Origin of the sequence: Burkholderia sp. Ax-1720, from assembly GCF_011753035.1 — a bacterium.
In the GTDB taxonomy this organism is placed as follows: Bacteria; Pseudomonadota; Gammaproteobacteria; order Burkholderiales; family Burkholderiaceae; genus Burkholderia; species Burkholderia gladioli.
The window spans coordinates 1-11,975 of the sequence record NZ_VWWK01000198.1 but is presented as its reverse complement, the minus strand read 5'-3'; the positions used below and the strand labels follow the sequence as shown (position 1 = coordinate 11,975).

The following is an 11,975-nucleotide window of genomic DNA, read 5'->3' as shown; positions in this document are numbered from 1 at the left end:
GCGCCGCCGCCGGGGCGTGCCGGCGCCGGGCGCTCGACCGCTGCGGCCGGCACAGTCGGCTGGCTTGCGATCGGTGCCGCGACAGGTTCGACGGATTCGACCGGCGCTGCGGGCTCGGATTTCGCCTCGACAGGCGCGATCACCGCAGGCTCGGGCACGGCCGGAACCTCGGCGGCAGCCGGGGCCGCGTCGGTCTGGGCGACTACGGGGGAAGCAGGAACATCGGTCGATTCCGGCGCAGGCTCGACGAGCGGCTCGGTTACCGGCGCGACGCTCGGCACCGACTCGCTCGACGCGGCGGCTTCGACCGACGCGACCGGCACTGGCACCTCTGGGACCAGCGGCTTCGACGGCACCGTGGCGGCCGGCGAGACCGAAGAAGCCGCCGGCTTGGCCAGCGGCTTCGGCTCGATCGCGGGCACCGCGGGCGTGGCACTCGCCGAGGAGGCTACGCGTGGCGCCGCTGCTGCACCGGCAGGTGCCGTAGCGCGCCGGTTGCCCGCCGCGGCCGGCGACACACCCGGCACCGCCCCGCCGCCGCCCGGCCCCGCCGGTTCGAAGGCGAGCATGCGCAGCAGGGTCATGGTGAAGCCGGCGTATTCATCGGGCGCGAGCCCCATCTCGCCGCGCCCGACCGTCGCGATCTGGTAATAGAGCTGCACCTGCTCGGGACTCAGCAAGTCCGCGAAACGGCGCAGGTCGCCCGCCTCGGGCCACTCGTCGAGCACCGAGGCGGGCGCGAACTGCGCCCAGGCGATCCGGTGCAACAGGCCCGCCAGATCCTGCAGGGCGGTCGAGAACGACAGGCTGCGCAGCGCCATCTCGTCGGCGATCGTCAGGATTTCAGGACCATCGGCCGCCGCGATCGCATCGAGCAGACGCACCATGTAGGTCTGGTCGAGCGCGCCGAGCATGCCCGACACGGCCGCCTCGGTCACCTCGTTGGCCGAGTAGGCGATCGCCTGGTCGGTCAGCGACAGCGCATCGCGCATGCTGCCCTGCGCCGCGCGCGCGAGCAGCCGCAACGCCTGCGGCTCGAAGGCAACCTGCTCCTCGCCGAGGATGCGCTCGAGGTGCATGACGATATGCCCGGCCGGCATCTGCTTCAGGTTGAACTGAAGACAGCGCGACAGCACGGTGACGGGAATCTTCTGCGGATCGGTGGTGGCGAGGATGAACTTGACGTGCGGCGGCGGCTCTTCCAGCGTCTTGAGCATCGCGTTGAACGCATGGTTCGTCAGCATGTGCACTTCGTCGATCATGTAGACCTTGAAGCGCGCATCGACGGGCGCGTACACGGCGCGCTCCAGCAGCGCAGCCATTTCGTCGACGCCGCGATTGCTCGCCGCGTCCATCTCGACGTAGTCGACGAAACGCCCCTCGTCGATTTCACGGCAGGCACGGCAGACGCCGCAGGGTTGCGAGGTGATGCCGGTCTCGCAATTGAGCGCCTTGGCGAAGATCCGGGACAGCGTGGTCTTGCCGACGCCGCGCGTACCGGTAAACAGATAGGCGTGATGCAAACGCCCGCCGTCGAGCGCGTGCGTGAGCGCCCTGACGACGTGCTCCTGGCCGACGAGCGAAGCGAAATCCTTCGGACGCCACTTGCGTGCGAGAACTTGATAGGTCATCGGGAAATTGTATCAGTAACGTATGGCGTCGCCGACAGGCAAGCGGCCATCGAAATCCTCGCCGCGCGAACTCGCGCCGAGATGAACGGCATGCACGATGCAGCCATGTAGAACGTGGCGGGCAGGCAGGACAATCGGGATCTGGAGTAGGCGAACACGCCGCGGCGGCAGCTGATCGAACAGGAAGAAAGGGGAAGGTGACGAGCCTGACCCTCGGCACTGGCGGAAAACGGCTGTGGCTGCTTCGTTCCCGACCTGACCAGGTTCACCGGCCCACCATGCGAGGAGGCCCGTCACGGCGAATTCTATCACCGCTTCACGCCGAACGCGACCGATTTATCGTACGCATCGCGAGACGCCGTGCCGGCCGCGCGATTCGATGCCCTGCAACGCAATCGATCCACACGAACACGCAGGAAAGGAAGGCGCGATTCATGAGCCGGATTCAGGCATTCCCACCCGCTCGGACAATCGGAAGAATAAAGAATAGGAAACTCGCTTTGCGATGCGCCGCATTGCCATCGACGCGCGCCGCGATTACATGGCATTACCGCGGCGAGCGCCACCCCTTGTATTCCGAAGCGCCTACCCCATCTTCCTGTTGTCGCCGGCAAGGGCCGACAGCCCTACTCGCGAAGCGGATACTATCGCCGCCAACGGTGGATAGCAATTTAGGCTAATATGACGCCCGAGTGACCCGCGAGCCACGGTTTGCAAGCGCTTCACGCCGCCGTGTTCCACGGGGCGGAGCTGCCTGGACCGGCAGCCGGTGCAAAGACCGGCGAGCGCAGGCAGTCCCCGAAACGAATGAGGTATTGACCAAATGAGCGAACTGATCAAACACATCAACGACGCATCGTTCGAACAGGACGTCGTCAGATCCGACAAGCCCGTCCTGCTCGATTTCTGGGCGGAATGGTGCGGCCCCTGCAAGATGATCGCGCCGATTCTCGACGAAGTCTCGAAGGACTACGGCGACAAGCTGCAGATCGCGAAGATCAACGTCGACGACAATACCGCCACCCCGGCCAGGTACGGCGTGCGCGGCATCCCGACCCTGATCCTGTTCAAGAACGGCGTGGTCGCCGCTCAGAAGGTCGGCGCGCTGTCCAAGTCGCAGCTGACGGCCTTCCTCGACAGCCACCTGTAAATCCGTATTGCCGCAAAAAGCCTGTTGCCAACCGGCAACAGGCTTTTTGCGCAAGCGCCGAACGGCAAAGCAAGCCCGAATCGGCGTGTGCTAGAATTTAATTCGACGTCGCCATCCGACGCAAAAGTCTCTGAGCGATTCCGCTCGCCCTCCTCCCTATATCTTTCGTAGCATCTCCTCCCTGGCGGGTTCTCCGTATGCATTTATCCGAGCTCAAGTCTCTGCACGTCTCCGAATTGATCGAAATGGCCAATGGTCTGGAGATCGAAAACGCGAACCGCCTGCGCAAGCAGGAGTTGATGTTCGCCATTCTAAAAAAGCGCGCCAAGACGGGCGAGACGATTTTCGGCGACGGCACGCTCGAAGTCCTGCCGGACGGCTTCGGCTTCCTGCGCTCGCCGGAAATGTCCTATCTCGCGAGCACGGACGATATCTATATCAGCCCGTCGCAGATCCGCCGCTTCAACCTGCACACCGGCGATACCATCGAAGGTGAAGTGCGCACGCCGAAGGACGGCGAGCGCTACTTCGCGCTGGTGAAGGTCGACAAGGTGAACGGGCAGCCGCCCGAGGCCTCGAAACACAAGATCATGTTCGAGAACCTCACGCCGCTGCACCCGAACAAGCCGCTTTCGCTCGAACGCGAAATGCGCGGCGAGGAAAACGTCACGGGCCGCATCATCGACATGATCGCGCCGATCGGCAAGGGCCAGCGCGGCCTGCTGGTGGCCTCGCCGAAGTCGGGCAAGACGGTCATGCTCCAGCACATCGCGCACGCCATCAAGCAGAACCACCCGGACGTGATCCTGTTCGTGCTGCTGATCGACGAGCGCCCTGAAGAAGTGACCGAAATGCAGCGTTCGGTGGCGGGCGAAGTGATCGCCTCGACCTTCGACGAACCGGCCACGCGCCACGTGCAGGTCGCCGAAATGGTGATCGAGAAGGCCAAGCGCCTGGTGGAAATGAAGCACGACGTGGTGATCCTGCTGGACTCGATCACGCGCCTGGCCCGTGCCTACAACACCGTGATCCCGGCTTCGGGCAAGGTGCTCACGGGCGGTGTCGACGCCAACGCGCTGCAGCGTCCGAAGCGCTTCTTCGGCGCGGCGCGCAACATCGAGGAAGGCGGTTCGCTGACCATCATCGGCACGGCCCTGATCGAAACCGGCAGCCGCATGGACGACGTGATCTACGAAGAGTTCAAGGGCACCGGCAACATGGAAGTGCACCTCGAGCGCCGTCTCGCGGAAAAGCGCGTCTACCCGTCGATCAACCTGAACAAGTCGGGCACGCGTCGCGAAGAAATGCTGATCAAGCCGGACATCCTCCAGAAGATCTGGGTGCTGCGCAAGTTCATCCACGACATGGACGAAGTCGAGGCGATGGAATTCCTGCTCGACAAGATTCGCCAGACCAAGAGCAATTCGGAGTTCTTCGACCTGATGCGCCGCGGCGGCTGAAGCCCCGCCACCGCCGGCCATCGCGCCGGCGCCAGCAAAAGCCGCCCTTTGAGGCGGCTTTTTTGCATCCCGCCTTCTCGCACCTGCTTCAGCCGGCGCAGCGGACTATTGCGCATTTCAACCTGTACGTGAACGTACACGTTGATCTAGAATCGGCCACGTTCCATTCGAATCCCCGCTGCCGATGCCCCGCCCCTCCGATCCCAGCCTGCTGACCGTGCGCGATGCCGCCGAGCGCCTCGGCGTCACCCCGCGCACGTTGAAGTACTACGAGGAACGCGGGCTCGTCACGCCGAGCCGCAGCGAGGGTCGCTACCGTCTCTACGACGAGGCCGACCTCGATCGTTTCTCGCGCATCCTGCGCCTGCGCGCGATCGGCTTCTCGCTGCACGGCATCACCGAGATGCTGAAACGGCCGCTGGAGCCGGCCGCCGAAAGCGGCGGGCGCCGTCGCTACTCGGAGAACTCGCTGCGCGACATCCACACGGAATTGACCGCGCAGGTCGCCCGGCTCGACGAGCGGATCGCCGCCGCGCGCCGCGAACTGCGCGAAGTCGAGACGGTGCGCGCCGAATTGCGGCACGACCTCGACTACATCGAGCGGCGCATCGCCGGCGACAATCCCGATGAGCTGATCGCCAAACGCCAGGCCGCGGCAAAACAGGCCAAACCGACCCAAGCGGCGCAACCCGAGCGCCGCGCCCGGAGCCGCTCCGGCAAGCCACGCCCATGAACACGGCGGCACCCCGCCCTTCGTTCTGGCGTATCGAGACGCTGCGCGGCGAGCTGTTTCCCTGGGTGATCGCGCTGGTCACCGGCCTCGACTACTTCGACAACGCGATCTTCTCGTTCTTCGCCAGCCATATCGCCGGCGGCATCAACGCCTCGCCCGACGAACTGGTCTGGTCCTCGAGCACCTATGCGATGGCGGCCGTGCTCGGCATCCTCCAGCAGCAATGGTGGATCGATCGCGTCGGGCATCGCCGCTACGTCAGCGGCTGCATGCTGCTCTACGCGCTCGGCGCGCTCGCCGCCACCGCGGCCGACACCTCGCTGCAACTGGCCTTCGCGCGCGGCCTGCAGGGTTACTTCATCGGCCCGATGATGGGCGCCTGCCGGATCCTGATCCAGATCACCTACGCGCCGCCGCAGCGGCCGCGCGCCACGCGCGCCTTCCTGATCATGCTGCTGCTCGGCACCTCGCTCGCCCCCATCGTCGGCGGCGAGCTGGTGGCGCATTTCACCTGGCGCGCGGTGTTCGCCTGCACCGTGCCGCCCGCGCTGTTGTTCTCGGCGCTGGCCTATGGCGCGCTGCCCGACAGCGGCCACGCGCCGCCCGAGGAACGCACCAACAGCCACATCTGGCCTTACGTGATGTTCGCCTTCGCGCAAGGCGCCCTTCAGATCGTGATGCAGCAGGTGCGCTACCAGTTGTTCCTGTCCTCGCCCTCGCTGATCCTGCTCAGCTTCGCCGGCTTCGCCTCGCTGGCCTGGTTCGCGCGCCAGCAGTGGAACCATCCCTCGCCGCTGGTGCGCATGTCGGCGTTCCGCCAGCGCAGCTTCCAGGTCGGCCTGCTGCTCTATGTCTTCTACTACTACATCACCACCTCGTTCAGCTACCTGAGCTCGCGCTTCCTCGAGGCCGGCCTCGGCTACCCGGTCGAGAACGCCGGGCGCCTGACCGGCACCACCTCGCTGATCGCCGCCAGCGCGCTGTTCGTCTACCTGCGCTACTCGAAACACGTCACGCGCAAGAAATGGATCATCGTGCCGGGCTTCGCGCTGGCCGCCTGCACCGCCTTCGTGATGTCGCGCATGACGCCCCAGGTCAGCGAGGCGCAATTGATCGCCCCGCTGCTGATGCGCGGGCTGTTGCTGTTGTTCATCGTGCTGCCGGTGGCGAACCTGACCTTCCGCGATTTCGCGCTCGACGACTACACGCACAGCTATCGCCTCAAGAACATCTTCAAGCAGTTGACGCTGTCCTTCGCGACCGCCTCGGTGATCATCGTCGAGCAGCATCGCGACGCGCTGCACCGCGAACGCCTGTTCGAGCAGGCCAGCCCGCTCAACCCGATCTTCGCGCAGACGCTCGACACGCTGGCGCGCGGTTTCGCGGCCGCCGGCCACGCGGCGGGCGAGGCGCAGGCGCTCGCGCTCGCCTCGCTGAACCAGACCTTCCTGCGCCAGGCCGCCTTCCTCGCCTCGCTCGACGGCTTCCTGTTCGTGGCGGGCGTGGCCGTCTGCGGCGGCCTGATCGCCGCCTGGCAAAAAGCGATCGATTGAGGTACCGTGCGCCTGTTTCGTCACGCCCCTCGCTCCGATGCTCTCCCGACTCTCCCGGTGGCTCGACGCGCGCCGCCGCGATCGCGCGCTGCGCAGTTTCCCGATTCCCGACCCGCTCTGGGACGACACGCTCGCCCGGCTGCCGTTCCTCGCCACGCTGTCGGCCGCCGACCTCGCCCGCCTGCGCGAGATGACGAGCTGCTTTCTCGCCGAGAAATCCTTCTCGACCGCGCATGAACTGGAGCTGACCGAGGCCATGACGGTCGGCATCGCCGTACAGGCCTGCCTGCCCGTGCTCAACCTCGGGCTCGACCTCTACCGCGGCTGGGTGGGCGTGGTGGTCTATCCGGGCGAGTTCGTGATCCGCAAGACCGTCGAGGACCACGACGGTGTGGTCCACGAGGTCGAGCAGGACGCCAGCGGCGAGGCCTGGCAGGGCGGCCCGGTGATCCTCTCCTGGGAGGACGTGCAGATGTCGGACGGCAGCGACGCCTACAACGTGGTGATCCACGAATTCGCGCACAAGATCGACATGATCAGCGGCGAGGCCGATGGCCATCCGCCCCTGTTTCGCCGCCTGCATGCGCCGCACCTCGACGCGACGCGCTGGGAAAACGTCTTCGACCACGCCTACGACCGTTTCTGCGACCGCGTCGACGCGGTGCCGGATCGCGCCTGGGCGCGCTTCGAGCGCAATTCGCTGATCGATCCCTATGCGGCCGACCACCCTTCCGAATTCTTCGCGGTCTGCAGCGAGGCGCTGTTCGTGAGGCCGACCGCCTTCGAGGCGGAATTCCCCGAACTGTACCGGCTGCTCGCGCACTATTACCGCCAGGATCCGGCCGGCACCGGCGCGCTGGCGGAGCTGCCGGCCGTCTGAAGCGCGCGACAAATCCGGGCGCCGTGCGCGAAAATCGCCAACCGCCTGATTTTCTGGCATAATCGCCGTTTTTCGACCCTAGGCAAGTGGCTCGCCAGGCATCGTTTGCGGTTCAGGACGACGCGGCGGGTTGGCTACCGCTCCATTACAGGACACATCATGAAACCTGGCATTCACCCGGATTACCGCGAAGTCGTCTTCCAAGACATGTCGAACGGCTTCAAGTTCGTGACGCGCTCGACCATCCAGACGCGCGAAAGCATCGAACTCGACGGCAAGACCTACCCGCTGGCCAAGATCGAAGTCTCGTCGGAATCGCACTCGTTCTACACGGGTCAGCAAAAGATCATGGACACGGCCGGCCGCGTCGAGAAGTTCAAGAACAAGTTCGGCTCGCGCGCGAACGGCAAGGCTTCCTCGTAAGCCAGCCTCGCGAGACCCGGGCCGGCGGCAACGCCGGCCTGCATGGTCCGAACCGAAAAAAGGGCAGCCCAGGCTGCCCTTTTTTCGTCTGCGCGTTTTGCGGCACCGGGCTTGCGGCAACGCCCGTGCGCAACGTCTACAATGCCGGATGCTCGTAACACGGCAGTGCCCAGCGGCGCCGCCCGGCGCCTACTCATAACAAGCCAATCACTGCATGAAGCCTGTCGTTCGTCTCACCGCCTCCGCCACGCGCGCCCTGCCGCGCTGGCTGCTGCTCACGCTCTGCCTGGTCTACGCGGGCTTCGGCCTGTTTGCCCGCGACCCGTGGAAGAACGAGGATGCCGCCGGCTTCGGCGTGATGTGGACGATGGCGGGCGGCTCGCTGCACGACTGGCTGCTGCCCAACCTGGTCGGCAAGTTCATCACCACGGACGGCCCGCTCGGCTATTGGCTCGGCGCGCTCGGCGTCGAGGCCTTCGGCCCCTGGTTCTCGGCCAGCAACGCCTCGCGGATCGCCACCGGCATCCTGTTCTGCGTGGCCTGCGCCTTCGTCTGGTACACCGCCTACCTGCTCGGCCGCCGCCCCGAGGTGCAGCCGTTCAAGTACGCCTTCGGCGGCGAGCCCGAGCCGCGCGACTACGGCCGCACGCTGGCCGACGGTGCGCTGCTGGTGCTGCTGGCCTGCTTCGGGCTGGCCGAGCGCGGCCATGAAACCACCCCGCAACTGGCCCAGTTCGCCTGGGTCGCGATGCTGGTCTACGGCCTGGTACGGCTGACCGACAAGCCGCTGCACGGCGCCACCTGGTGGGGCATCGCGGTCGGCCTGCTGCTGCTGTCCGGCAACCCGGTGCTGGCCGCCGCGCTGATCGTCGGCACCGCCGTGCTGATGCTGGCCACGCCCGAGGTCAGGCATCGCCACCTGCTGCTGGTCGGCGTGCCGATCGCCGTGTTGCTGTTCGCGCTCTGGCCGCTCGCAGCCCTCACGCTCTATCCCGACGACGCCAACTGGTTCTTCAACCAGTGGCTGCACGGCAGCCTGATGCGCTTCTCGGGCCCGCCGACCGCGGTGCTGCGCTACGCCGCCAAGAACCTGCCGCTGTTTACCTGGCCGGCCTGGCCGCTGGCGATCTGGGCCTGGGTGAGCTGGAAGGGCTGGCGGCGCCGGCCGCACATCGCCGTGCCGCTCGCGGTGGCCGCCCCGCTGGTCGCGCTGGTGATCCTGCAGAGCCAGGAAACCAACCGCGTCTACATGCTGCTGCTGCCGCCGCTGGCGGTGCTCGCCACCTTCGCCCTGCCCACCTTGAAGCGCGGCGCGATCAACGCGATCGACTGGTTCGCGGTGCTCAGCTTCACCATCCTCGGCAGCTTCGTGTGGCTGGTCTGGCTGGCCTCGATCACCGGCTTCCCGCATCCGCTGGCCCGCAACCTGGCGCGCCTGGTGCCCGGCTACGAATCTCACTTCAACATCCTCGCCTTCGCCTGCGCGCTGATCGCCACGCTCTGCTGGTTCGCGCTGGTGCGCTGGCGCATCTCGCGCCAGCCCAAGGTGCTGTGGCGCAGCGTGGTGCTGTCGGGCGCCGGCACCACCCTGATGTGGGTGCTGCTGATGACGCTGTGGCTGCCCTTCGTCAACTACAGCCGGACCTATCGCGACGTGGCGGTGCAGATCGCCGCGCACCTGCCGGCCGACTACGAGTGCATCTCGCCGGTGCGCCTGGGCGACGCGCAGATCGCCACCTTCGCCTACTTCGGCGACATGCACTTCTCCTTCACCGACGACTGCGACGTGATCCTGCGCCAGGACCCGGCCGACTACGGCGAGCCGAGTTCGATGTCGGAATACGTCTGGCGGCTGATCTGGGAAGGCCGCCGCGCGGCCGACCGCGACGAGCGCTTCCGCCTCTACGAGCGGATCGAGCGGCCCAAGACGCCGATCCGCCGTCATCCGGGACGCGGCGCCCGCATCGCGCGGGATTGAGCATGTTCGCCGACGTCCGCCGCATCGCCGGCCTCGCCTGGCCGGTGCTGATCGGCCAGCTGGCGATCATCGCCTTCGGCGTGATCGACACCGCGATGGTGGGCCGCTACTCGGCCGTCGACCTGGCCGCGCTCGGGCTCGGTTCGTCGATCTACGTGTCGGTCTTCATCGGCCTGACCGGGATCCTCTCGGCGCTGCAGCCGATCGCGGGCCAGTTGTACGGCGCGCGCCGCTTCCAGGAGATCGGCGAGGAAGTGCGCCAGGCGATGTGGCTGGCGGCGATGCTGGCGGTGCCGGGCTTCCTGCTGCTGCACTTCCCGAACCTGCTGCTGCGCCTCGCGCACACGCCGCCCGAGCTGCACGACCGCACCGTCGACTACCTGCGCATCCTGTCCTTCGGGCTGCCGGCCAGCCTGATGTTCCGCATCTACAACGCGCTGACCAACGCGGCCGGCAAGCCGCGGCTGGCGATGATCCTGCAGATCGGCGCGCTGGCGCTGAAGATCCCGCTCAACATCTGGTTCATCTTCGGCGGGCTCGGCGTGCCGGCCCTGGGCGGCCCAGGCTGCGGGCTGGCCAGCACCCTGATCAACTGGGCGCTCGCGCTGATCGGCTTCACCCTGGTCGCGCGGCTCAACGTGTTCGCGCCGCTGGGCATCTTCGCGCGCTTCTGCACGCCGACCTGGGAGCGCCAGAAGGCGCTGCTCAAGCTCGGCCTGCCGATGGGGCTGTCCTACCTGATCGAGGTGACCTCCTACACCTTCATGGCGCTGTTCATCGCGCATTTCGGCACCACCACGCTGGCCGGCCACCAGATCGCCGGCAACCTGGGCGCGGTGCTCTACATGACGCCGCTGTCGATCGGCATCGCCGCCTCGACCCTGGTGGCGCGCTCGCTCGGCGCCGGCCGCCCCGACGAGGCGCGGCTGCTGGCGCGGCACGGCGTGAGCTTCGCGGCGATGACCGCGATCGGCTATGCCTGCGTGGTGCTGCTGCTGCGCCAGCGCATCATCGGCGCCTACACGCCGAACCCGGCCGTGATGGCCGCCGCCCTGCCGCTGGTCACGATCGTCGCCTTCTACCACTGCGTGGACGCGATCCAGGTCACCACCGCCTTCGTGCTGCGCGCCTACAAGGTGGCGGTGGTGCCGACCGTGATCTACGCGGTCGCGCTGTGGGGCGTCGGCGTGGGCGGCGGCTACCTGCTCGGCTTCGACGTCGGCGGCTGGGTGCCGGCCGCGCTGACCGGCGCGCGCGGCTTCTGGAGCGCCAACTTCGTGAGCCTGCTGATCGCCGGCGCGGCCCTGGTGCTCTACCTGCGCCACGTCAGCCGGCGCCAGTTGCGCGACGCGGGCTGAACGACCGGCCGGGGCCGCCAGGCGCCACGCCAGCCGCCAGCCGCCAGCCGCCGGATTCGGCCTGACGTGCGCCAAGGGGCCAGCCGCAACGGCGGCCCGAATACTCCCTGGCGAAACGATCGGCGCGATTGGCTGCGCCAAAGCCCATCCTGCCCGCGTCCCGCGGCTCCCGACCTCCCGGAAATCCACCGCCCGACTGGAGGCTTCCGTCAAACTTGGTCAAAACGGCCCGCCGCCGGCCCTTCTCCCCTTTACAGCCCCCGTCGCGATGCGCAACACTGCGCGCGCTGCCTCAAAAAGGGCACGCATTTGTCCTATGCTTGATCGCACGACATCGGCCGTTCGCATCGCATCATCGCCTGTCCGTCACAACAGCGGTTCCACCGCTCTACTGGGGAGTCCTTGCCATGCTGAAAAAACTGCTGCTGCTGTTGCTCACCCTGTCGCTCTCGCTGGGCGCCACCTTCGCGGCGGCCGTCGAGGTCAATACCGCCGACCAGGCCGCGCTCGAATCGGTGAAGGGCCTCGGCCCGGTGAAATCCAAGGCGATCATCGACGAACGCGCCAAGAACGGCCCGTTCAAGAGCGCCGATGACCTGGCCAGCCGCGTCAAGGGGCTCGGACAGAAATCGGTCGCCAATCTCGAGGCCGCCGGCCTGACGATCGGCGGCTCCTCGGCGCCGCCGACCGGCGCCAAGGCCAGCCAGCCCACCACGCGCGCCACCAAGACCCAGGCCGGCACCAGCACCGGCACGCCGGCGCCGGCGCCGAGCGCGACCACGCCGTCCACCTCGACCGCGCCGGCCCCG

The 11,975-nt window shown here is 67.1% G+C and carries 10 protein-coding genes and 1 other RNA gene; 9 read left to right on the top strand and 2 right to left on the bottom strand.

The window, feature by feature from the left end:
- Both dnaX and ffs read right to left on the bottom strand, forming a co-directional pair.
- Positions 1–1,631 (bottom strand): DNA polymerase III subunit gamma/tau (gene dnaX / locus F3J18_RS31975; RefSeq protein WP_240156468.1); only part of this gene is annotated, 1,631 nt, incomplete at its 3' end.
- Positions 1,632–1,827: 196 nt separating this feature from the next.
- Positions 1,828–1,926: signal recognition particle sRNA small type (gene ffs / locus F3J18_RS31970), an RNA gene on the bottom strand.
- A gap of 528 nt (positions 1,927–2,454) precedes the next feature.
- Between ffs and trxA the strand changes: the two genes are divergently transcribed.
- The 9 genes from trxA to F3J18_RS31925 all read left to right on the top strand — a co-directional run.
- Positions 2,455–2,781 carry a thioredoxin TrxA gene (gene trxA, locus F3J18_RS31965; protein ID WP_025097648.1) on the top strand — a complete coding sequence of 109 codons (327 nt, stop codon included), beginning with the start codon at positions 2,455–2,457 and terminating at the stop codon, positions 2,779–2,781.
- A 197-nt stretch (positions 2,782–2,978) separates the two neighbouring features.
- On the top strand, positions 2,979–4,241 hold the full coding sequence (gene rho / locus F3J18_RS31960) for a transcription termination factor Rho (protein WP_006402347.1): 1,263 nt from the start codon (positions 2,979–2,981) through the stop codon (positions 4,239–4,241).
- 184 nt (positions 4,242–4,425) lie between these two features.
- Positions 4,426–4,974: a MerR family transcriptional regulator gene (locus F3J18_RS31955; protein WP_036051296.1), complete on the top strand. Its 549-nt coding sequence runs from the start codon at positions 4,426–4,428 to the stop codon at positions 4,972–4,974.
- Positions 4,971–6,527, top strand: coding sequence for an MFS transporter (locus F3J18_RS31950; RefSeq protein WP_166916098.1), 1,557 nt, complete (start codon positions 4,971–4,973; stop codon positions 6,525–6,527). Before F3J18_RS31955 ends, F3J18_RS31950 begins: the two co-directional genes overlap by 4 nt.
- Before the next feature lie 37 nt (positions 6,528–6,564).
- A complete protein-coding gene (locus F3J18_RS31945) occupies positions 6,565–7,407 on the top strand; it encodes a M90 family metallopeptidase (protein WP_025097645.1) in 843 nt (280 codons plus the stop codon).
- A gap of 159 nt (positions 7,408–7,566) precedes the next feature.
- Positions 7,567–7,830, top strand: coding sequence for a type B 50S ribosomal protein L31 (locus tag F3J18_RS31940; RefSeq protein WP_025097644.1), 264 nt, complete (start codon positions 7,567–7,569; stop codon positions 7,828–7,830).
- A 214-nt stretch (positions 7,831–8,044) separates the two neighbouring features.
- Positions 8,045–9,808 carry a glycosyltransferase family 39 protein gene (locus F3J18_RS31935; protein WP_166916096.1) on the top strand — a complete coding sequence of 588 codons (1,764 nt, stop codon included), beginning with the start codon at positions 8,045–8,047 and terminating at the stop codon, positions 9,806–9,808.
- Positions 9,809–9,810: 2 nt separating this feature from the next.
- Complete coding sequence (locus tag F3J18_RS31930) at positions 9,811–11,166, top strand: MATE family efflux transporter (protein WP_025097642.1); 1,356 nt, start codon at positions 9,811–9,813, stop codon at positions 11,164–11,166.
- Positions 11,167–11,573: 407 nt separating this feature from the next.
- On the top strand, positions 11,574–11,975 hold a 402-nt coding region (locus F3J18_RS31925), incomplete at its 3' end, for a helix-hairpin-helix domain-containing protein (protein ID WP_205195646.1).